Origin of the sequence: Alcaligenes sp. MMA, from assembly GCF_020907215.1 — a bacterium.
Classification (GTDB): Bacteria; Pseudomonadota; Gammaproteobacteria; order Burkholderiales; family Burkholderiaceae_B; genus Alcaligenes; species Alcaligenes aquatilis.
Genome location: NZ_JAJJPP010000003.1, coordinates 352,123 through 374,672 on the forward strand (window position 1 = coordinate 352,123; position 22,550 = coordinate 374,672).

18 protein-coding genes and 1 riboswitch are annotated in these 22,550 nt (G+C 56.0%); of the genes, 5 read left to right on the forward strand and 13 right to left on the reverse strand.

Annotated features, from left to right (window positions below; all coding sequences use genetic code 11):
* Position 1: 1 nt before the first annotated feature.
* The 3 genes from LNA76_RS14160 to coaE all read right to left on the reverse strand — a co-directional run bounded on the left by LNA76_RS14160 (position 2) and on the right by coaE (position 2,902).
* Positions 2 to 1,273 carry an efflux RND transporter periplasmic adaptor subunit gene (locus tag LNA76_RS14160; RefSeq protein ID WP_230019296.1) on the reverse strand — a complete coding sequence of 424 codons (1,272 nt, stop codon included), beginning with the start codon at positions 1,271 to 1,273 and terminating at the stop codon, positions 2 to 4.
* A 221-nt stretch (positions 1,274 to 1,494) separates the two neighbouring features.
* A complete protein-coding gene (gene zapD / locus LNA76_RS14165) occupies positions 1,495 to 2,250 on the reverse strand; it encodes a cell division protein ZapD (protein ID WP_094197811.1) in 756 nt (251 codons plus the stop codon).
* 4 nt (positions 2,251 to 2,254) lie between these two features.
* Positions 2,255 to 2,902, reverse strand: a complete 648-nt coding sequence (gene coaE, locus LNA76_RS14170; RefSeq protein ID WP_094197812.1) for a dephospho-CoA kinase — start codon at positions 2,900 to 2,902, stop codon at positions 2,255 to 2,257.
* Between the two features lie 134 nt (positions 2,903 to 3,036).
* Between coaE and LNA76_RS14175 the strand changes: the two genes are divergently transcribed.
* Positions 3,037 to 3,675 carry a hypothetical protein gene (locus LNA76_RS14175; RefSeq protein WP_230019297.1) on the forward strand — a complete coding sequence of 213 codons (639 nt, stop codon included), beginning with the start codon at positions 3,037 to 3,039 and terminating at the stop codon, positions 3,673 to 3,675.
* Between the two features lies 1 nt (position 3,676).
* On the opposite strand, the gene LNA76_RS14180 is transcribed toward LNA76_RS14175, so the two are convergent.
* The 4 genes from LNA76_RS14180 to LNA76_RS14195 form a co-directional block, all read right to left on the reverse strand.
* Positions 3,677 to 3,952, reverse strand: coding sequence for a response regulator transcription factor (locus tag LNA76_RS14180; protein WP_094197814.1), 276 nt, complete (start codon positions 3,950 to 3,952; stop codon positions 3,677 to 3,679).
* A gap of 722 nt (positions 3,953 to 4,674) precedes the next feature.
* On the reverse strand, positions 4,675 to 5,523 hold the full coding sequence (gene panC, locus LNA76_RS14185) for a pantoate--beta-alanine ligase (RefSeq protein ID WP_121739663.1): 849 nt from the start codon (positions 5,521 to 5,523) through the stop codon (positions 4,675 to 4,677).
* A gap of 11 nt (positions 5,524 to 5,534) precedes the next feature.
* Positions 5,535 to 6,377 (reverse strand): segregation and condensation protein A, encoded by an 843-nt coding sequence (locus LNA76_RS14190; protein WP_094197816.1) that lies wholly within the window; start codon positions 6,375 to 6,377, stop codon positions 5,535 to 5,537.
* A 45-nt stretch (positions 6,378 to 6,422) separates the two neighbouring features.
* Positions 6,423 to 6,614, reverse strand: coding sequence for a DUF3460 family protein (locus tag LNA76_RS14195; protein WP_009458738.1), 192 nt, complete (start codon positions 6,612 to 6,614; stop codon positions 6,423 to 6,425).
* Between the two features lie 77 nt (positions 6,615 to 6,691).
* Here LNA76_RS14195 and LNA76_RS14200 point away from each other — a divergent pair, with 77 nt between their 5' ends.
* Positions 6,692 to 8,125 (forward strand): DHA2 family efflux MFS transporter permease subunit, encoded by a 1,434-nt coding sequence (locus tag LNA76_RS14200; RefSeq protein ID WP_108728511.1) that lies wholly within the window; start codon positions 6,692 to 6,694, stop codon positions 8,123 to 8,125.
* An 85-nt stretch (positions 8,126 to 8,210) separates the two neighbouring features.
* Here the strand turns inward: LNA76_RS14200 and LNA76_RS14205 are convergent, their stop codons facing one another.
* Both LNA76_RS14205 and LNA76_RS14210 read right to left on the reverse strand, forming a co-directional pair.
* Positions 8,211 to 8,909 carry a B3/B4 domain-containing protein gene (locus LNA76_RS14205; RefSeq protein WP_230019298.1) on the reverse strand — a complete coding sequence of 233 codons (699 nt, stop codon included), beginning with the start codon at positions 8,907 to 8,909 and terminating at the stop codon, positions 8,211 to 8,213.
* Positions 8,910 to 8,965: 56 nt separating this feature from the next.
* Positions 8,966 to 9,856 carry a DMT family transporter gene (locus tag LNA76_RS14210; protein WP_230019299.1) on the reverse strand — a complete coding sequence of 297 codons (891 nt, stop codon included), beginning with the start codon at positions 9,854 to 9,856 and terminating at the stop codon, positions 8,966 to 8,968.
* Positions 9,857 to 10,074: 218 nt separating this feature from the next.
* On the opposite strand from LNA76_RS14210, the gene LNA76_RS14215 reads away from it, so the two are divergent.
* A complete protein-coding gene (locus LNA76_RS14215) occupies positions 10,075 to 10,926 on the forward strand; it encodes an AraC family transcriptional regulator (RefSeq protein WP_230019300.1) in 852 nt (283 codons plus the stop codon).
* A gap of 133 nt (positions 10,927 to 11,059) precedes the next feature.
* Here the strand turns inward: LNA76_RS14215 and LNA76_RS14220 are convergent, their stop codons facing one another.
* Together LNA76_RS14220 and metH are read right to left on the reverse strand one after the other, a co-directional pair.
* Complete coding sequence (locus LNA76_RS14220) at positions 11,060 to 11,890, reverse strand: helix-turn-helix transcriptional regulator (RefSeq protein ID WP_108728510.1); 831 nt, start codon at positions 11,888 to 11,890, stop codon at positions 11,060 to 11,062.
* A 1-nt stretch (position 11,891) separates the two neighbouring features.
* Entirely contained in the window at positions 11,892 to 15,665 is a 3,774-nt protein-coding gene (gene metH, locus LNA76_RS14225) for a methionine synthase (RefSeq protein ID WP_230019301.1), read from the reverse strand.
* Positions 15,666 to 15,808: 143 nt separating this feature from the next.
* A riboswitch (cobalamin riboswitch) is annotated at positions 15,809 to 15,974 on the forward strand.
* Between the two features lie 69 nt (positions 15,975 to 16,043).
* Here metH and LNA76_RS14230 point away from each other — a divergent pair.
* Both LNA76_RS14230 and LNA76_RS14235 read left to right on the forward strand, forming a co-directional pair.
* A complete protein-coding gene (locus tag LNA76_RS14230) occupies positions 16,044 to 17,909 on the forward strand; it encodes a TonB-dependent receptor domain-containing protein (protein WP_230019302.1) in 1,866 nt (621 codons plus the stop codon).
* 167 nt (positions 17,910 to 18,076) lie between these two features.
* Positions 18,077 to 19,063, forward strand: coding sequence for an ABC transporter substrate-binding protein (locus LNA76_RS14235; protein WP_230019303.1), 987 nt, complete (start codon positions 18,077 to 18,079; stop codon positions 19,061 to 19,063).
* 18 nt (positions 19,064 to 19,081) lie between these two features.
* Here LNA76_RS14235 and LNA76_RS14240 read toward each other — a convergent pair whose 3' ends face one another.
* Together LNA76_RS14240 and LNA76_RS14245 are read right to left on the reverse strand one after the other, a co-directional pair.
* A complete protein-coding gene (locus tag LNA76_RS14240; protein ID WP_230019304.1) occupies positions 19,082 to 21,505 on the reverse strand; it encodes a TonB-dependent siderophore receptor in 2,424 nt (807 codons plus the stop codon).
* Between the two features lie 63 nt (positions 21,506 to 21,568).
* Positions 21,569 to 22,546: a FecR family protein gene (locus tag LNA76_RS14245; RefSeq protein WP_094197824.1), complete on the reverse strand. Its 978-nt coding sequence runs from the start codon at positions 22,544 to 22,546 to the stop codon at positions 21,569 to 21,571.
* Between the last annotated feature and the right edge of the window lie 4 nt (positions 22,547 to 22,550).

Sequence of the window (22,550 nt, forward strand, 5' to 3'; positions counted from 1 at the left end):
CTTACTCGCTTGCAGGACGTGGACGGCGACCCTCACCCGAACGTGTGTCTTGCTCTGCTTGAGCGCCTGCATCAGTTGGTGCCGGTTTTTCCTTGGCCTGGCCATCTTGCTGCATCACGTCGACCTCCGAGCCTTCGCGCAAACGGTCAGTGCCCTCCACCACCACGCGATCGCCTTCTTTCAGGCCAGTTTTAATCAGCGTCGATTCCAGGGTGGCAGTACCCAGCTCCACCACCTGAATATGAACCTTATCCTCGTCATCCAGGGTGTACACATAGGTACCTACCGAACCCCGCTGTATCGCATGCGATGGAATCAGCAGACCTTGTTCCTGGCCCAAAAAGACGCGGGCATTGACGAACTGATTGGCAAACAGAGTTTCGTCGTCGTTATCAAACTCGGCCTTCACTCTCAGCGTGCCGGTATTGATATCGATCTGATTATCCAGAGCCTGCAAGCGGCCTTTATCCGACAAGAGCTGAGCTTTGCTGTCGATCAGGGACACACGCAAAGGCGACTCGCTTTGTTTCATGGCCTCCAGCAGACTGCTCAATTGGTTCTGCGGCAAGGAAAACTCCACGCCGATGGGATCAACCTGAGTAATCACGACAATCCCGTCGGTATTACCGGCAGAGACCAGATTGCCCTGATCGAGCTTACGCAGGCCCAAGCGACCATCCAGGGGCGCCATGATGCGCGTGCGATCCAGTTGCACTTGGGCTCGAGCGACTTCTGCTTGATTGGATTTGATCTGAGCCTGCAACTGCTGAACAGCCGTTTCCTTGGTTTCCAAGGCCTGGCGAGCAATCGAATTCTGTTGGAACAGGACGCGATGACGAGCCAGCTCCTGCTGCGCCCCCTTCAACTGAGCCTGACTCTGTGCCAGTTGTCCCCGGGCCTGATCCAGTTGCACTTGGTAGGTACGTGGATCAATCTCGGCCAACAAATCGCCGGCCTTCACACGCTGCCCATCCTTGAAGTGAATACGCTCCAGCACGCCATCGACCTCACCGCGTACCGCAACTGTCTGCAAGGGCTTGACCGTGGCAATCGCATTGACTGTTTGGTCGATCAAACCCGTCTTAACTGTGGCTACCTGAACCGGCACTTTGGTGGCCCCCATCATGCCGCGCGGCCCGCGCATGGGGGTAGGTGTATCTGAAGGGGAAGACAAGGCGTAATAAACAAGGCCTGCTGTCAGCAGCAGCCCTACCAACACCCAGACATAGAAGGATCTGGACCGCCGACCTTTGCCTGTGTTCAACTCCGACATGAATACTCCCCGGCTAAAACTTAATTGTCTCTATGCACGGTCTAATAAGCGTTTAAGCACTAGCTATCGTGACGGCGACACGCATTATGCCGCCAAAACACGATAGCAATTAGCCTGAAACGATCAAGAGATACAAGCGCTGACAAAACAGCCCCCTTGCTAGACCACGCTGGCCCAGCAAGTATAAAAGCGGCTATCTGAACCTTATATGAACAGCGTTGTTAGCCAAAGTTGCAACGGGCTAGCCTAAAGGGGATATCTACCGTTACGGCCTGCGGTTTCAATTGATTGTCTTGCTGCACAAAGCGTATCCAGATGACGTAGCGGTTAGCGCTCATTTCCGGATAGATGCAGGCACCGGCATCCACCCATACTCGCAACAACTGGAAGGTCTTGCCTGCCAGCATTTCTTGATAAGAGCCGTCGCGAGCTAGCAGGTCAGCCGGGTCGCCCGACTGGCGCAGCAAGCGCAAAATCAAGGCCAGACCATGATAGAGCGGCAGGAAAGACTCCGACCAGCGGCGCAGGTCCTGGACACGATCCGTATCGGGCCGCTGCTGCCAGGAATAATAAGAAGGCATGTCCACCTGAGACGTACCGCCGGGCACCGCTACCCGGCCCCGCAAACTGGTCAACCATTCATTGTCGCGCAGGCCCTGCCCCACCCGCCCTTGGGCCGACAGGTCAGCAGCCGCACGCACAATTTGCTCAATCATCTTGTCCAGCGCCTGCAGCTGAACACCGGGGTGCTCGCGCAGCGCAGCCAGCGCCACGCGCTGACGCTCCAGATCCTGAAGAACGGCAGAACGTAAATCGGTCCGATCCGAGATGTCCAGCAAATCAAACAAAGTCGCTACAGCGATCTGATGCGAGTACGCATCCTGGTTGGCTGAAAAATGAAACAGCCTATCGAACAAATACTCGACTCTCAGTAAAGCCCGGACACGCTCATTGCAGGGGTATTCGTATAGAGTCACGCGTTTAAAACCTTTTTTTGTCGACTGTAGGGTCAGACACGTCGTGGTGTCGGGCCGTCAAGGCACACCAGCGTTGGTGTACTGCCCGCGCCCGCTCTTCCAACAGAGGCAAAGTCGTCTGCCCATCGTTCAGAACCACATCGTCGGCCACGTCCAAGCGTTGCTGACGTTGCGCCTGTGCTGCCATGATACGTTCAATTGTGGCCACTGCCAGCCCGTTACGCTTCTGTACGCGCGCGATCTGGGTCGCTTCATCACAATCGACAACGCAAATCCGATCCACACGGTCGCGCCATCGTCCTGACTCCAGCAGCAAGGGTACAACCACAACAAGATAACATCCTTGCGCTTTCAAGGCCTGTGCTTTTGTTACATCCCAAATCAAGGGATGAATGATGGCCTCCAGGCGATGGCGGGCATTGGGGTCAGCAAACACACAGGCCCGCATCCAATCCCGATCCATGGAACCGTCCGCTGCCAAGGCCTGCGTACCGAAGGCGGCACGAATCGGTTCAATGGCCAGGCCACCGGGCGCGGTCAGCTCATGCGCGATCACATCCGTATCCACAACGGCCGCCCCCCAAGAGGCAAAAAAATGGGCCACCTGGCTCTTGCCCGATCCAATTCCACCAGTCAGCCCAATCGTCAGCATGAACAATCCACAGATAAAAAACAAAACTGTAACGTACCCGCGCCAATCCTCCTACCCGCAATAGGCCTGAGACTGTCCCGCCCCCCCTGGTCTAGCGTAGAATTCAGCTATCAACCCGTCCACGGAAGCCCGCCATGTCTTTCTCCACGATTTCCCCTCTGCGCTCCCTTACCTTGCTTTCGGTCGTTTTGCTGGCCGCATGTGCCCAGGCGCCCGTTCAGCCCAGCCCTAACGAAGGCCGTGGCTCCACTCAGAAAGACGCCCTGCGCCAAGCGCAAGGCAGCAGTACCGCCCGTGCCCCCTCACAAATCAATTTGGGGTTTGGCAATCAGGAAGGCCTGCACGCCATTACACCGGCCCGCGCTGAACAGCCCGCCGTCCTAGCAGATCGCAGCGTTCCCGAACTGGCTGAACCCAAAACCTTCCTGGGCACCCTATCCTGCCCGCCACAAAGCGGCGCTTGCGAGCCCTACAAAATCAGCGTCACCCTGGCTCCCGCAGGGCAATGGCGCATGCGTGCCACCCCAGTCGCCGCGGGTCAGGAACACCACAAGAGCGGCTGCTGGGTTCCAATCGGTACACAACCCACCCGCATCGCCCTGTTGGCCGATAACGACTCGACGCTGGCAGACCTGAGCTTTGTGAACAACAACGTCTTGCGTATCAACACCTTCAACCAGCAGCGTCCCACACTGGAAAGCCATTTGACTCGCCAAGCCGACATCGACCCGGTCAGCGAACTGGACGGCCAGGCCAACCCAGCTTGCCGCTAAGCTAAGGCGCAGACAGGCCGCCCATCAAGCTGGGCGGTAACACATCCCGCAGACCTGGCTCGCTGAACACAAAACGAGTCAACTCAACCGCATTGCGCACGCGTAACTTCTGGAAAACGCGTGCCCGATGCGCTTCAACCGTACGCTGGGAAATCTCCAATTCAGCCGCAATAACCTTATTCGCCTTACCAATAGCGATATAAGACAACACGTCGCGCTCGCGCGGAGTCAGGCTTGCAAAAAGCACAGAGGCGGGAAGGTGACTATTCAATACCATGTCAGTCTCGTATATCTGTACCAGGCGAACAGGCCGCCTGCGAGGTGAAGAATTAACCATAGACAGAGTTTGTCATTTTAGGCAGGGACTACACGACTGTTAACTTATACGGGATGTTTTTGTCACATGACTAATATAAAGAACCTGATTTCGATACCCTAAGAAACAGCCTTTTCAACTGAAAAGTTAGCGATTGGCAGGGACAACGCCTGTTCCCCATCACCCGCCCAAAACACACTAATCACCTAGGCCAAACTCATTAAGCGGGCAGGCACGAGCACAAACCCCACCCATCAACAGCCATCAGAGATGCCGACTCCACGGCGATGAGCCCCTCTGGCGCGCGGCTCAGGGGGGACGGCGATTCAGACTGCTTGCCGCGGGCCAGAGATAGCGTAGGGATGCAAGCACCCTGCTGTTTGAGCCGGACGCTTGTACTTGGTCCGGGGGACCAAGTACCCGGTGAGTTCAGGGTGCGCCCGGAGCTATCTCTGGCCAAGGGCACCGGTGCACGGCACCGGCAAGTAGTCCGCCTTCCCCCTGAGCCGCGCGCCAGAAGGGCGACGTACTGAGTCCACCTATAGTTTGAAGGAACAAAGACCGCTACTACCCACGACCAGAAAAGCAGGCACAGACAAAGACAAAGACTACAAAATCAAACCACACAGGTATAAAAAAAGCACAGCAAAAGCTGTGCTTTTCTCACCAAATAACACAAGAAATCAGGCTTTAACCATTTCCAGGTTGTCGATCAAGCGCGTCGCGCCCAACTTGGCCGCGGCCAATGCCACCAAAGGCTCACCAGCTGCGATTTGCTCTTCAGTTGGTTCCAGCAAGTCCGACTGACGACGCAAGGCCATATAGTCCACCTTCCAGCCCAGATCCGACATCTTTTTGGTCGCATAAGCCTCGATCTGCTCGCGGCTTTGACCTTGCTGCAAACGCTCATTCATCTCCTGCAGCGTGCCATAAATCTGCGGGGCCTGCGCGCGCTCCTCGGGACTCAAATAGCGATTACGCGAAGACATGGCCAAACCATCCTCTTCCCGCACCGTCTCGTGAGCCAGAATCTCTACCGGCAACTGGAACTGGCGCACCATCTGGCGCACCACCATCAACTGCTGATAATCCTTCTTCCCGAACACGGCCACACGCGGCTGCACACAGGAAAACAGCTTCAACACAACCGTACAGACCCCTTCAAAGAAATCCGGACGGAAGTGGCCTTCCAGAATTCGACCCAAATGATCAGGCGGGCTGACACGGAAACTTTGCGGCTCCGGGTACATCTCGCGCTCCGAGGGAGCAAACAAGACGTAGACATCGCGCTCTTGCTCCATCTTGGCCGCATCATCCTGCAAGGTACGCGGATAACGGTCAAAATCCTCGTTAGGACCAAACTGCAGACGATTGACAAAAATACTGGCCACCACCGGATCGCCATGCTGGCGAGCCATCTTCATCAAGTCCAGGTGGGCTCGATGCAAATTCCCCATGGTTGGAACAAATGCCACGCGTGTCTGACCCTGGAGCTGATCGCGCAGTTCTTGGATGTTATGGACGACTTTCAAAAAATTCTCCGCTACGGAATAAGATCAGGCCCATCGGCCTGCGCTCGAATATAGGTCAGGCGCAAATAAATAGGAGCGTAGGGCTCGGCCTGCGTGATTTCAAGCAGTGACTCTCGTGCCAATTCCAGCATGGCCAGAAAATGCACGACAAGCACCGCCGCTGGATCACCCTGATCCAGACGTTCATTAAACAGCTCAGTAAACTCCATGAAGCGCACGTGCTGCAAACGTCGCAGAATCTGGCTCATGTGATCGCGTACCGACAACTGCTCGCGCGTAATCTTGTGACTGGCATTAAGCTTGGCGCGCTTCAAGATGCCCAGCCAGGCCTGGCGCAAATCATCCGCACTCACTTCGGGCGGAATGGCTTCCACAACCAACTCGGCCTGAGCGTTGGCCAGCAGATAATCGCGTCCCATCAGGGGCAACTCGTCCAGACGACGCGCGCCCTCCTTCATGCGCTCGTATTCCAGCAAACGACGCACCAGCTCTGCACGCGGATCCTCAACTTCCTCACCCGTGTCCGCGCGCCGCACCGGCAGCAACATGCGAGATTTGATCTCGATCAGCAGCGCCGCCATCAAAAGATACTCACCCGCCAGCTCCAGATTCGTGGCGCGAATCTGCTCGACATAAGCCAGATATTGCCCAGTGACCTGAGCCATCGGAATGTCCAGTACATTGAAGTTCTGCTTGCGAATCAAATACAGCAACAGATCCAGCGGGCCTTCAAAAGCGTCCAGAAACACTTCCAGCGCATCAGGCGGGATGTACAGATCCTGGGGGATCGCAAACAGCGGCTCACCATAAAGACGCGCCAGCACATCCTCGGGCTGAGGAGCTGGCGTATCCACAACGGGCTGCTGTGCAATCTCAGTCACAGGCGCAGGCGTACAGATTTAGTTGTTTTCGTAGTACACGTAAGGTTTTTGAGGCGTACGAGCAGCCTTGTAACCATCTTGCAGTTCCTGATCAATCTGCTTGTCCCACAGACGATAGCGGCCTTCACGCTGCCGTGCTTCGGTATCCGCGTTCTGCTCTTTATACTGTTTAAGAAACTGGGTAATTTCGGATTCGAAATTCTTTGCCATAATACCTGTACGCCTAAAATAAATTGGATAACAGAAAAGTTTGAGTTTACTGCACCGCACACCAGAGAGTTCGCCGCATGGCATCTGAACAGACCGAAGCCACCAAACCGGCAACCCTGTCCCCTCAAGAGCGTCGGGCCATACGCATTATTCCCTACATTGTGGGATGTGCATTGTTCATGCAAATGCTGGACTCTACGGTTGTCGCCACTGCTCTGCCCACGATGGCCTTATCGCTGGATACCAGCGTCATCCGCATGAATACCATCATTACCAGCTACCTGCTGGCCGTGGCTGTATTCGTTCCTATCAGTGGGTGGGCTGCAGACCGCTTTGGTGCGCGCAAGGTGTTCCTGGCCGCCATTCTACTCTTTACCGCCAGTTCTGTTGCATGTGCCCTGTCCCAGACCCTGTCACAACTGATCATTTCCCGCGTGATACAAGGCATGGCGGGAGCCATGATGGTTCCGGTAGGTCGCATTATCTTACTGCGACGGGTGCCTAAAGATGAGCTTTTAAGCGCCATGGCGGTACTGACTTTACCCGCCTTGCTGGGCCCTATCATCGGTCCGCCTGTGGGTGGCTTTTTAGTCACCTATGCCAGTTGGCACTGGATTTTCCTGATCAACATCCCCGTGGGGGTACTGGGTATCGCTCTGGTACTGCGTTACATCCGCGAGGACTACCCCACCGAACGCCCGCCCCTGGACTGGCTGGGCTTTATCTTGAGCGCCATCTGTCTGGCCACGCTGGTAACCAGTTTCGAGAACGTAGGCCACGGCACCATTAGCTGGGCTACCCTGGGCTGGCTGACTTTGGCGGGTCTGGTCGCGGGGGCATGGTACATCTGGCATGCACGGCAAGTAGCCTATCCCATTATTGATTTGTCCTTGCTACGCACCAAGACCTTTGCCATTTCTGTATTGGGCGGCAATCTGTGCCGCTTCTCGCTAGGGGCCTCACCATTTCTGTTAGCGATCATGCTGCAAACCAACTTTGGCATGAGCGCATTGTCGGCGGGTCTGATCACCTTCACCGGGGCGATTGGCGCTCTGGGCATGAAACTGGTGGCTCCACCCATCATCCGACGCTACGGTTTTCGCAAAGTCCTGATCGTCAACGCCTGGCTGACAGGCTTGTTCATCGCCCTGTGCGCCATGTTCCAGGCCACCACACCCATGTGGCTCATGATTGCCGTCCTGACTGCAGGTGGTTTCTTCCGCTCCCTGCAGTTCACCGCCGTCAACACCCTGACCTACGCCGACCTGGAATCCGAAGCCATGAGCCAGGCCAGCAGTTTCGCCGCCATGGCGCAGCAACTGGCTATCAGTCTGGGCGTGGCATGTGCGGCGGTAACGCTGAATGTCAGCATGGCATTGCGCGGCGCCAGCAGCGTAGAGACCCAGGATACGATCTGGGCCTTTCTGATTCTGGGCGCGATTACGGCGATATCGAGCCTGTCTTTTGCCCGGCTGTCAGCCAGTGATGGTGAGTCGTTGCAGAAGAAGTAGGTCCGAACGGTTTTATAGCTCATCAGGCATGCTTGCCCCCTCATCAGGCAGCATGTTTGCAACGGGCTTTAGTCTAGTAATAAAGCTACGAAACGAACTCAAAACGCCTGTATGACTGACTCAGCATCTCGGCTTTCTGAATAGACACTCCCACCTCAGCCGCACGTATCGTGATGCGTTCGTGCAAGGCCTCCAGATCTTCATAAGCCCGCTCATGTAATGCCTCCGCGACGACCAGCACCGTATCTGACTCTTTGGAGACCACGGACTGAGCCCCCTGCCGAAAGATCCAGCGACGTGAGTGCGCATGGTTGGCCTCATCGGCAAACACAATCTCGTCTGCTGTTGGATGTTCGACCTCACCCTGAAAGGTTCGGTAAATCTCCGTGCCATCGGCAGGCCGAACTGTGATGCCTCCAGAAATATGGGCGCAGTCAAATGCCGCAATCGGAATGGCTGCCTGCATAGACTCTGCGTTCAAGGTATCGATCAAAGGATGAAAGCCAGGCAGGTGTCCGTCTTTACGAAAGCGACGCAGCAATGCTTCAACCGCACAGCGGTATTGAGTCGGCTTCATGCCCATCTGGGAATAAGCCTGACGCCAAGCCTGAATAGACGGGAGTTCACTCTCCGGCCCCTGCTCCAGCAACTGGCTAACCCTCGTGAATGTGCTGTTCAGGGCACCGTTTTGTAGCTCGGCTGCCCTCACCCCTTGTAAAACCAAGACCAATGCCGTCAGCCCCGGAAAGCGGTTCCACACAGTGTCAGAATGATTGAAGTACATGGTATACAAGGCACCTTTCGCCAATTGAAAATGTGAAATACAGGCAAGCACACTGCCTATTGCGTCAGTACAGTTCGTGCTCGGGTTCGCACCGGGAAGGTCAACACAAAAATGGCAAGAATGACCGTGGCAACACCCACAATCTGTACCCACCCAATCTGCTCCCCTAAAACCAGCGCTGCCAGGGTGACGGCTGTCAAAGGAGCAACCGCCGTAAACACAGACGCTTCGCTGCCACTGACTCGCGCTGCCCCGCCATACCACAGCAAAAATCCAGCAACAGTAGGGACAAGCGCATACCAAACCACTGCGCCTATCGCTGCGGCATCTGGCATGGAAGGCGGTAATTCAAGAAAAGCAAAGGGCAAAGACACCAGCAGGCCCAGGCCTGTCATCGTGGTAGCCTGCAATAAAGGCCGCAGCGGCACAGGGATGCGTTTGTTCAGCAAAATGAATGCGCTCTCGCAAACCACTGCCCCCAGGATGTACAACATGCCAATCGACGAACTCGGGCCGGTTCCTTTCCAGGCCACTGCCATGACGCCCAAGGTCGCCAGCACGACGCTGATCAGGAGCCTTAGCCCTGGCCGCTCACTCAGGACAATCACGGAGAAAAGCGCAGATACGGCGGGCAATGTGCCTATGATTACACCCGCATCAGCCGCTGACAGATGGGACAAACCGGCTATCAGCAAAGTCGTATAGCCAACACTGCCCGCCCCGGCCTGGAGCAGTAACAGCACCCAGTCCCGAAACATCAACTTGGGCCACCGCTCTCGCTGCCAGAACACCAGGGCAAGCAAAACCGGCAAGGCAAGCGCAAAACGAAGCGCCGTTGCCAAAAAAGCAGGCATGTTGCCAGCGATCAGCTTGGAAGCAATGACAGTCGATCCAACCGTCATCATGGCCAAGGACAGCAATACATATCCAAGTGTGCGACTTGACATCTTTTCCTCTAGGACGCAAATCAATTCACGTAATAACCTTGGCATTTAATAGCATTGACCAAGAAAAATCTTGAACGATATTGCAAGGAAACAGGAAAACCGCAGACATCAAGAGGGAGCACTATTTTTTTGATAAAAACAAAAATAGAAAACGACTAGAATAATCATTTCCCCATTCATCCAGGAACACGAAGTGTGTTCTTAGACAAGGAAAGGAAATGTCCCAAATGAAGGTCAGTAAACAATTCAAAGCGAGGGTATGCGGGCAGACAGATATCGTCGCTGTTGAAGCGATGTCCAGCCAATCGTTTGGTCGGCATACTCATGATCAGTTTGGGATAGGGGTGGTGGTCAGCGGGGCCCAGGACTCTGCCAGTGGCCGCGGGCAGGTACGAGCCACCAACGGCAACATGATTACCGTCAACCCCAACGAAGTTCACGATGGAAGACCCGTAGAAGGCAAGGCAAGAACCTGGCGCATGCTGTATCTGGACCCAGAGCTGATAGCCCAGTTTGCCCAGTCCATGGGGCATAGCGCCGGGGTGGAGTTTATCCACCCTGTTCTTGGCGACCCCTCGGCGGTCATGGCATTCAAGCGCCTGTACGCAGCATTAACCGATCCAAACCGCGAGCCCAAGCAAGGACTGATAGATGAAATTGCGGAGCAGGAGCTTTTTCAGATTCTGGTGCCACTGCTTGGAAATACTCAGCCCACGGAAGCGGAGATTCTGTCTGCCAAGTTAGCCAGAGCCAAAGCTCGTCTTGATGCTCACCCGGAAATCCCGGTCTCGCTTAATGAACTGGCAACGGAGGCCGGTTTAAGCCGATTCCAATTTCTAAGGGCGTTCAAAGCTGTGACGCAGTTGCCGCCTCATGCGTATCGGCTACAGCGTCAGCTGCAAATGGCGCGCCGCCTGATCATGCAAGGACACACCTTGCTTCAAGCGTCTCTTTTATCGGGTTTTGCAGATCAAAGCCACTTAACACGCCATTTCGTCTCAAGTTATGGCCTGACGCCCGGCACCCTTTCTCAATCTCGGAAAATGCAGCATTTTCCGGTGCTCAAGTAATTGAAGAGAATTCGATAAGTAATTCAAGACAATAAATCATGAATCAATAATTTTGATAATTTATTTTATTGAAAAAAAGAAACCTGATTGGCAATAAAATCAATCTTAAAAAATAAATAATAAGGAAGCCAATTTAAACCGGCTTATCCTCATCTTCCAGCAACATCACCAGCTTGCAGTCCGGGCGTATTGCCAGGCGAAAGGTAAACTGCTGAAAGCGGCGCACGCCCTGGCTGGGGTGTCGAAAATCCCGCAAGCCCCCTTCCCGCTCCACCACGGTCTGGCGTCCCCACCAAAACGCAAAGACCTGGCTTTGATGCGCCAGTTCCTGGATCAGGGCCTGCACATCGGCTTCATCGGCATGAGCGCCTACGTCGGCGCGGAATTCCGCCACAACGCGGCTGGCACGCTGCTCCCAGTCCACCACCAGCTCACGCGCTGCCGGGTCCAGAAAGATATAGCGCAGTAGATTGGGCTGCTCGCTACGATCGGGCCAACCATCGAACAAACCCAACAAGGCTTCGTTGCGGGCCAGTACGTTCCAGCTGCGGTCCAGAATGTAAGCCGGGGCGGAAATACTATCAACGCATGCGCTCAGGCCTTGCGGCAAGGGTTGAATATCACCCTGCCAATGCTCGGGGTCGGCGCAGTCGGCCAGTTCAAACAGGTAGTGGCGCTCGGCCCGGGCCAGTTTCAGGACCGTTGCCAGGCGGGCGCAGACGGTGGGGGACACGGTCACGTCACGGCCCTGCTCGATCCAGGTGTACCAGGTGGTGCTGATATCGCACAGTTGAGCCACTTCTTCACGACGCAGGCCAGGAGTGCGACGACGCACGCCAGGGGCCAGGCCCAGATCTACAGGCCGGATGCGTTCCCGCGCATGACGCAAGAAGCGACCCAAAGCCTGACGCCGGGTTTGGGACGCGCTCTCGGCGCCGCCCGGATTAGGCCCCGTCGTTCCCATATCAGCCCAACACACCCGACAAGGTACGGCGTACGTCTTCTTCCGTGCGGCCACTGCGTTGGATGTAGTCTTGCAATTGGTCCTGGCCAATATTGCCCACGTTGAAGTACTTGGACTGCGGATGGCTGAAGTAGAAACCCGACACGCTGGACGCCGGAATCATGGCGTAGCTGTCGGTAATGAACATCTCGATGTCTTCACACTGCAAAACGCGGAACATGTCGTGCTTGACCACATGCTCCGGGCAAGCCGGGTAGCCGGGTGCAGGACGAATGCCCTGGTATTTCTCGTCGATCAGCTCTTCGTTGGACAGGCGCTCGTCGGTGACATAGCCCCACAAGTCGGTACGTACGCGAGCATGCAGACATTCAGCAAAGCCCTCAGCAAAACGGTCGCCCAACGCTTTGATCATCAAATCGGAATAATCGTCGCCGGCGGCCTGGAAACGCTCGGACAGTTTGTCCACGCCAATCCCGCCAGTCACCGCAAACATGCCGATGTAATCGGCCACGCCGCTTTCTTTAGGAGCGATGTAGTCAGCCAGACACTTGCTATCGACGCCTTCACGCTTGACGCCTTGCTGACGCAGGTTGCGCCAGGTGAACAGAACTTCGCTGCGCGATTCGTCCGAATAGACCTCGATATCTTCACCATTGACGGTATTGGCGGGGTAGAACGCAATCACGCCGTTTGCCGTCAACCAGCGACCTTCAATGACTTTCTTCAACATAGCCTGCCCTTCGGCAAACAAGGTCTTGGCCTGCTCGCCCACCACCTTGTCTTCCAGAATGGCCGGGTACTTGCCAAACAAGCTCCAGGTCTGGAAGAACGGCGTCCAGTCGATGAACTGGGCAATATCGGCCAAGTCGTAATTCTTGAAGGTACGGCGACCAATGAATTTGGGGCGTGGCGGCACGTAGGTGGTCCAGTCGATGGCTGGCTTGTCTTGGCGCGCTTTTTCCAGCGAGATCAACGGTGTGGCTTTGCGATTGGCATGGCGCTGGCGCACTTGTTCGTACTCCTCGCGCACCTCGGCCAAAAACTCGTCCACGTTATCTGACACCAACTGAGTAGCCACACCCACGCAGCGGCTGGCGTCCGGCGTGTAGATAACCGGGCCGTCGTAATGCGGGGCAATCTTCACCGCCGTGTGTACACGACTGGTGGTCGCGCCACCAATCATCAGGGGGATGTTGCGCTCACGGAAGTACGGGTCGCGCTGCATCTCGGACGCGACGTAGGCCATTTCTTCCAGGCTGGGGGTGATCAAGCCGGACAGGCCCACAATATCGGCCTCCACTTCCTTGGCCTTGGCGAGGATCTCGGCACACGGCACCATCACGCCCATATTGACCACTTCAAAGTTATTGCACTGCATCACCACGGACACAATGTTCTTGCCAATGTCATGCACATCGCCTTTCACCGTGGCAATGACCATGCGGCCTTTGGAACGCACATCACCACCTGCAGCCTCAATCTGGCGTTTTTCTTCTTCGATGAAAGGAATCAAGTGGGCTACGGCCTGTTTCATCACACGCGCAGATTTCACCACCTGCGGCAGGAACATCTTGCCCTGACCGAACAGGTCACCCACCACATTCATGCCATCCATCAAGGGCCCTTCAATGACACTGATGGGGCGACCGCCCTGGGCATCGATCTTCTGACGAACTTCTTCTGTATCTTCCACGATGAAGCTGGTGATGCCATGCACCAAAGAGTGGATCAAACGCTGCTCAACCGTGGTTTCACGCCAGCTCAAGTCTTCCTCTTTCTTGGCGCCCGAGCCTTTGACGCTCTCGGCCATTTCTACCAGGCGCTCGGTAGGGGTGCGTTCGTCAGCCGGATCGGTTTTGCCTTTGGGTTCGGCCCGGTTCAGGATCACGTCTTCAATCAGATCGCGCAGATGCGGTTCGATATCGGCATACACGCCCAACTGACCGGCATTCACGATGCCCATAGTCAGGCCTTCCTGAATGGCGTAGTACAGGAAGACGGTGTGAATGGCCTCGCGCATGGCTTCGTTGCCACGGAAGGAGAAACTGACGTTGGAAATACCGCCGGATAAGCGCGCGTGCGGCAGATTCTTGTGAATCCAGCTAACGCCGCGAATGAAGTCCAGGCCGTAATTGGCGTGTTCATCCATGCCGGTTGCAACGGCAAAGACGTTGGGGTCGAAAATAATGTCCTCTGGCGGGAAACCAAGCTCATCCACCAGCAAGCGGTAAGCACGTTCGCAGATTTCCACCCGGCGCTCGTAGCTATCGGCCTGACCCTGCTCGTCAAACGCCATCACAACAATAGCGGCGCCGTATTTGCGGCACAAACGGGCATGCTCCAGGAAAGGCTCAATACCTTCCTTCATGGAAATCGAGTTCACGATGGCCTTGCCTTGCACACAGCGCAAACCGGTTTCGATCACGTCCCATTTGGAACTGTCGATCATGATGGGCACGCGGGCAATGTCCGGCTCGGAGGCAATCATGTTCAGGAAGCGGTGCATACAGGCTGCGGAGTCCAGCATGCCCTCGTCCATATTGATGTCGATAATCTGCGCGCCGTTCTCCACCTGCTGACGGGCCACCGACAAGGCTTCTTCGTAGTTTTCCTGCTGGATCAGGCGCAAGAAAGCCTTACTGCCCGTGACGTTGGTACGTTCACCCACGTTCACAAACAGGGTGTCTTCGTCGATATTCAAAGGCTCGAGACCCGACAGGCGGGTTTTGACAGGAACCTCGGGGACAACGCGTGGAGGCAACTTGCGGCACAGCTCGGCAATGGCGGCAATGTGCTCGGGCGTCGTACCACAGCAGCCACCGACCATATTCACCAAGCCAGCTTGCGTGAATTCCTGCAGCAGACTGGACGTATCGGCTGGCGTTTCATCAAAACCGGTTTCTGCCATAGGGTTGGGCAAACCAGCGTTGGGGTAGACACACACATAGGTGTCACAAATCTTGGACAGCTCGGCCACGTAAGGACGCATCAAGGCGGCGCCCAAGGCACAGTTCAGGCCAATCGTAATGGGACGGGCATGACGCATGGAGTTCCAGAAGGCCTCTACCGTCTGACCGGACAAGATCCGGCCCGATGCATCGGTAACCGTGCCCGACACCATCACCGGCACGCGCTCACCACGCTCATCAAAGACCGTTTCCAGCGCAAAAACAGCCGCCTTGGCGTTCAGCGTGTCAAAAACGGTTTCGATCAGCAAAATATCGACGCCACCATCCAGCAAGGCACGCACCTGTTCGGTGTAAGCCACACGCAGTTGCTCAAAGGTGACGTTACGAGCAGCCGGGTCATTCACATCCGGGGAAATAGAAGCCGTCTTGGGCTGCGGGCCCAAGGCACCAGCCACAAAGCGCGGCCATTCAGGTGTGCTGAAGGCATCACGTGCCTGACAGGCCAGTTGAGCCGAAGCCAGGTTCAGGTCATAGCTGATGCCCTGCAAATCGTAGTCACCCTGGGCCACATCGGTTGCACCAAAGGTATTGGTCGTAATTACATCGGCTCCGGCAGCCAGGTATTTCTCGTGAATTTCACGAATAATGTCGGGTCGCACCAGCGACAGCAATTCGTTATTGCCCTTCACATCCTTGTGGTGATCCGCAAAACGATCGCCCCGAAAATCAGCCTCACCCAATTTGTAACGCTGAATCATGGTGCCCATCGCACCATCCAGAATCAGAATTTGCTGCCCCAAACGGTGCGCAAATTCAGCACCACGCGTATAGGCAGAGATCGGATAAGGCAAAGCAGGATAGGACACTAAAAAGCTCCGTAGCACGAAACGGGACGTTGACGGCATCTGACAGCAAGAGCCGCGAGAATGGTGGATTGGCGCCACAATTGTAGCGCCTTGTACGGCAAATCCGCCCCAAACACTTAACCTTTGCGCCAGCGGCATGTAACATTTTCCGCTCGGAAAGAGGTGCTTTCCGGCCCATGCAGCCGTGGGCCTGGGAAAGTCAAATGGGAAACGTGAGCGGTTCCACCCCGGAACTGCCAAACGTGCTGCCCCCGCAACGGTACCTGCTACACGCAAAGCCCGACACCAGCCTGCTTCTCGAGCCTGAATTCATGGCCGTCCCACGGTGGGCGGCTTCGCTTACCGATGTGCGGGGACGCACATCCCACAGGAATCTCCATGACTCTACTGTCCATCCGACCTTTGATGGTCGCCCTGGCGGGCGCCCTGCCCTTCATCGCCACGGCCCAAACTGCCCCTGTCGCCAAGCTGGATCAAATTGTTGTTACCCCTAGCCGCATGGCTCAATCACTGAAAAACGTGGTGGGTGACGTGACGGTGATTGATCAGGAAACCTTGCAGAAAGCGGGTCAAAGCAGTGTGGCTGAGATTTTGCAGCGTCAGCCTGGGGTGGAGATTTACACCGAAGGGGGCCCTCAAACCGTTAGTGGGATCTATTTGCGTGGCACCAACCCACAACATACACGCGTCATGATCGACGGCATGCGCATCAACAGCTCCACCAGTGGTTCAGTGAACTGGCAAGCCATTGACCCCGCCCTGATCGAACGCATTGAAATTGTGCGTGGCGCAGGCAGCAGCCTGTATGGCTCGGATGCCATTGGTGGTGTGGTGAACATCATCACCAAAAAAGGCGGTGGCGACCGTGCCTTGAGCGCCTGGGGGAATATGGGCCTGGGCTCGCAAGACACCTTCAAAGCCAGCGCCGGTTTTTCGGGTGCAGCTCAAGGCTGGGACTACAGCCTGGCCTCCAGCTACGGCACCAGCGATGGATTCAGTGCTACTAATCCACTTGCGGGCATATACACGTATAACCCAGACAAGGACGGTTACACCCAACACGGCCTGACTGGATCCTTAGGCTACGAATGGGCACAAGGGCAACACCTGGGCCTGACCGCCATCAACAGCTACATAGACGGCCAGTTCGACAACGGGACGTCCACTTCTCGCCCCCCTAGCACGCAAACACGTCAGCAAACCTACGGTCTGACCAGCACCAACAAGCTGTCTGAGTTGTGGACCAGCCGCCTGAGCGCCTCGCTAAGCAAAGAAACAGTCGAAAACCGCGCTTTTGCCTCTCGCTATTCCACACTGCAACGCCAATACAGTTGGCAAAACGACCTGGCCTTTGCCCAAGGCCATACCCTGTCCTTGCTGGCCGAGCGTCTGGAAGAGCGCATGACGCACACGTCCGTGCACAATAATGACCAGCGCAACACCAACGCTTTTGCTCTGATTTATCGTGGTGACATTAATCAGCACCACCTCCAAGCCAGCGTACGTAATGACAATATCAGCGGCTATGGCAACAAGGTAACGGGTGGCCTGGGCTATGACCTGGACATCACCAGCAACTGGACCGTAGGTGTGGCCGCCAATACTGGCTTTCGTGCCCCCACTTTTGCCGACCTATACACCCCCTACGAGGCATATATGGTCGGTAGTTTTTCGGGTAACCCCAACCTCAAACCCGAAAAATCCCGCAACGTCGAAGGCCATATCCGCTACACGGATGAAACCACTGAACTGGGTCTGGTGGTCTACCAGAACCGAATCAGCGACATGATCAATACCTACGCTTGTGATGCCAATTCAAACTGCACGACGACAAACACCGAAAAAGCACGTATCACGGGTGTGACCTTGACGGCCATGAAGCAACTGGGCAACACCACGCTGAGCGCCAGTGCCGACTTCACCAACCCCAAAGATAGGAACACCGACAAGCAGTTGGTGCGCCGCGCTAAGCAAAACTACAAGGTGGCGGTTGATCACAAGTTTGGTGACCTGAAAGCCGGTGCTGAGTACCTGTTCGCCTCCCATCGTTATGAAGATGCGAAAAATGAACAGCGTCTGGGCAGCTACGGACTGTTGAACCTGACCGCCAGCTACCCGCTGACCTCCAGCCTGGAAGCCCAACTGCGCTGGAACAATGTGTTCGACAAGGACTACACCCTGGCCCGTCGTGGCTATAACAACGCCGGCTCCAGCGTGTTCCTGAACTTTGCCTGGCGCATGTAAGCAGTAAAATCAGCTTTGCTTGATTCTGGCGCGGCTCTTGGGCCGCGCCATTGACTTAAAGGCGCATGATGCCCCCTTTGCCTGCGACTTATCGCCTTCAACACCCGAAGCGCTCTGTCTGGAGCAGATTGGGGCTATGGGGTTTGCATTCCCTGTGCGTCCTGCTTTTGGGATTACCTATCCTGACGCAAGCTCAGGAGCAAGACTCCCTGCAATCACAGGCGCAGATTCAAGCACAGCCCGAAGCACAGACACAGACACAGACACAGACACAGACACAGACCAGCACAAAGCAAAGTACTCAAGAAGTACAGAGTCAGCAGCAAGATAAAAAAGCACAAAACGCCGCAGCCGAACAAGACGCCCCCCCCACAACAACTGTCGCTCCAGCCCGTGCGATTAGCCTTGCTCCCCACATTACCGAGATCCTGTTTGCCGCCGGTGCTCAAGACCACTTGATCGCCGTAGACAGTTCCAGTGACTACCCCCCTGCCGCCAAGGATCTACCCCGCGTTGGGGACGCCTTGCGCGTGAACCCCGAACGGCTGCTGGAACTAAAACCCGATCAAGTCTGGGCTTGGCAAGCCAACCAGATCGGGCCTGAATTACAGCGCCAGCTACAGCAAACCCATATCAGCCTGATCTTTGCCGCCCCTGAAAAACTGGACGACATTCCCGCCTTTGTCCGTCTGGCAGGAGACAGCCTGGATACAGCCGATGTCGCCGTTCCCATCGCTGCTTTGCTGGACAATCAGATTGCCGCCCTGCGCCATAACAGCCGCCTGGGCGAGACCGTCAGCGTGTTTCTGGAAATCGGTTCCGAGCCTTTATATACCTTGGCACGCGATCCTTTGATTCAGGATGTGCTGAACACCTGCAAGGCACAGAACATCTATGCCCACCATGCTGCCGTCGCCCCCACCATCAGTCTGGAAGACGTGCTGCACAAGCGCCCGCAGGTGGTCATCATGGCCTACCGTGATCCGGCCCAATTGCGCGCCCGCCATCTGTTCTGGGAAAAACATCTGGGGCTAAGCCCCCACGCCTTGCTGAACCTGAACCCGGATGCGCTGTACCGCCCCGGCCCCAGGCTGATAGAGGCCACTCGCGAGCTGTGCGAGCAACTGGATCGCTATCGAGCCCAGGTATCCTGAGCGGTTTTCTACTCCAGCCTAGAACTGATACTTCACTGCCAGCATCATGTTGCGCGGTTCGCCCCAGGTATACGTGCTGTACCAGGAGAACATAGAGTAATAGCGCTTGTCGAACAGGTTATTGACGGTAAAGGTGGCCGACAAATTCTTGTTGAAGCGATACCGCGCCATCGCATCCACCAGCCAATAGCCCGCAACGGTATGCTGAACCTTACCCGGAGATCCGGGTCGGCTGACATCACCCCAGGTTTTGCTTTGCCAACGGGCACCGCCCCCCAAGGTCAGGCCATTCAGGTCACCCTCAAAATCGTACGTGGTATAGATGTTGAACTGATGCTCGGGCGACAAGGTAGACACTTTATCGCCATCCTGGCGCGATAGCTTGTAAGCGTAACCCGCATGCATCTGCCATTGCGGCGTCAACTGCCCAGCTACTTCCAGCTCTACGCCATGCGTGCGCACACCTTGAGTCGCCTCATACGCGATACCTCCCGATGGCGTGCGCCCCCCCGTTTCCTTGCCGAAGTTATCCTGACGCAGTTGGAAATAAGCCAGACTGGACGTCAAACGCCCCCCCATGAATTCGCCTTTGAGACCGACCTCGTAGTTATCGCCACGCAAGGGGTCCAGAGTACGGCCTCCCTCGTCTTGCAGGCTCTGAGGCTGGAAAATGTTGGTGTAACTGGCATAGACGGAGAAATTATCGTTCAGGTCATACACAGCCCCAAAGTAAGGCACCCATATGCCTGTCTCACGCATCTCAAGCTTGTTGTAGTTGGCGTAGCGTGTACCCAGTAGCAACTTCAAATCATCGCGCAGGTTCAGACGTGTGCTGACATATAGACCATTTTCGCGTGTCACTTCACGGTCGTCGCCCAGGTGCTGCCAGTTCATGCGCGGCCAGCGACCATCCCATTCGTAGTAATTCGAGACATCGGCATTGCTGTTTTCACCGTAAGACGTGTTGGTCCAGCGACGGCGCGATACACCTGCGCCAACCACCAGCTCATGCTCACGGCCGAACAGCTCAAAAGGACCAGTCGCATAAAAGTCAGCCGTATTGGAGACTGTCTTGCCCACGTAGCGTCCAGACCATAGGGAAGTACCTTTGCCGGTTAAAGGATCGGGATTGCCAGCCGCTACCGAAGCCAGCTCAGAGTCATAACCATTGATCAAGCGATTGAGCTGCACCTTGGCCATCCAACCGTTGTCGAATTCGTGCTCCAAGGTGGCAAAGGCCGAACGGGTGTACTGGTTCCAGCGACTCCAGCGCGTACCGTTATTAAAAGAACGGTCCATCTCGTTGAAGTTGCCCTGTGCGTCATAAATCGGTATACCCCCCCAGGTTGATCCTTTGGGATCGTTGTCCTGCAAATCGGCACCCAGGGTCAAACGGGTATCCGGTGTCAGGTCGGCTTCAACAATGCCGTACAACACCAAAGTCTGACGTTGGTAGTGGTCCAGATGGCTTTTCTTGTCCTGATAGGCGCCGACCAGACGGCCCCGTAGGGAACCTGACTCGTTCAAAGGGCCGGAGAAATCCGCTTCACCACGGTAATTACTCCAAGAGCCCAAGCCCGCACTGGCATACCCCTGAAACTCGCGCGTCGGCTTTTTGCGAATCATATTGATCGTCGCGCCTGGGGTTCCACTGCCAGTGAGCAAACCGGAGGCGCCTTTCAATACCTCCACACGATCGTAAATCGCTGTGTCCGTGAGCGAATGGCCAGCCGAGTACGGTGAATCGCGCAAGGTGGGGATGCCGTCATATTGAAAGTTCTGAACACCAAAACCGCGTGCTTCGTAAGCGGTACGCTCACTGTCATAAGTAATGATGCTAAGGCCTGGAGTATGACGCACTACGTCATCAATACTGGTCAGGTTAAAGTCGTCCATCTGCTTGCGTGTAGTCACGCTGATGGCCTGCGGCGTCTGGCGTGGTGTCAAGCGCAAACGGGTTGCCGTGGCAATTGTGCCCGCCGCATACGTGCCTGAACCTTCGGTGATGTCGCCCAGCGCATTGCGGCGTACTTCAATACTGGCCAAAGACTGCACACCGGCGCCGTCAGCCAAGGTGTCACTATCAGGCAGGGCAATCAAGACATAGCCCTGATCCCGGCTTTGAACCTGAAACGGCTGCCCGGCCAGCAAGGCAGCAAAGCCGTCCTGCACGGAATACTGTCCTTGCAAACGCGGTGCGCGCAGACCTTGCAGTCGGGAAGAATCCATCACCAGCGCCACCCCGGCCTGTTGAGCGAACTGGCTCAAGCGGCTAGCCAGATCCCCGGCTTCCAGCGCATAAGCTTGGGTCGTCTGGGCCGAGGCCGGTGCCACATTCAGCATCAAGGCCCCTACAAAAGCCAGACCCAGCAAGCGGCGGCAGATATTGGGCATGAACGACGTTTTCACAAGCGCCAAAGGCGGCGCATTCTTCGGGACCATGAAATCTCTCCTTCTTTGGCAAGGTCTATCTGTTAAAGACGCACGAGTCCAAAAAAGCGGCAATCAAGGCCTGAAATTAATCGTCAATCCTTCGTTTGGCGTGTTTTGCACCTGCAATCGGGGATACAAATTCTTCAACAACGCCAAGGCCGACAAGGGTTTGTCAGCAGGCAAGACAGCACTAACCGTCAAGCCCTCCATGCCATGCGGATTGATCTGTGTTTTGCCGGCATACTGGCGGGTGATCTGCTCCAGAGCCTGCGTCAAAGGGACATGCTCCAGAAGCAGTTGCCGCTGGTCCCACGTGCGTATGACGCTGTTCACATCCGTCTGGCGGTTTACCCCCAGGCCTTGCGCATTGATCTGCACCTGATCGCCCGGCCCCAGTTCGCGAGCCGCTTGTGGGCCTTGGGTACGCGGATACGCCAGAACCCGAGAGGACAGCACGGTCAGCAAGGTGCCTTGAGGCTGCTCCTGCACGATAAATTCAGTGCCCAAGGCTTGCGAGACGGCCTGGCTGCTCAAGACCCGCAACGGTCGATCCGGCTGCTTGGCCACCACCACACGAACCTGCCCTTCCAACAGCTCAATATCCCGGTACTGCTTGCTATATAAAATCTTGACTTGCGATGCCCCAGCCAGCTCCAGACGAGTGCCATCCTCCAGCACCACACTGCGCCATTGTCCAGCGGCGGTAAGGACGGACTGATTGGACCAAGGCAATACAAAGGCCAGAATCGGCAAGATAAGCACCACGGCCCAGAGCAGGAGCATCGTGCCCTGACGCCAATCGCGCAAAAGCTTGGGCCGCGCTGACAATCCTGCATCCAGCGCACTGCGCCCAGGAGGGGTATTAGCCTGTACGGCCAGTTTTCTTACCCTGCACAGCACCGCTTCCATAGCCGCAGCCGCTGCTTCATGACGCGGGTCCAGCACGCGCCAGGCCATGAACTCGGCCTGGGCCTGTTCGGTAAATTGTTCGGGATCGGACAAGAGCACAACCCATTGGGCGGCTTGTCGCTCTATTTCCTCGTTGGACATGGGG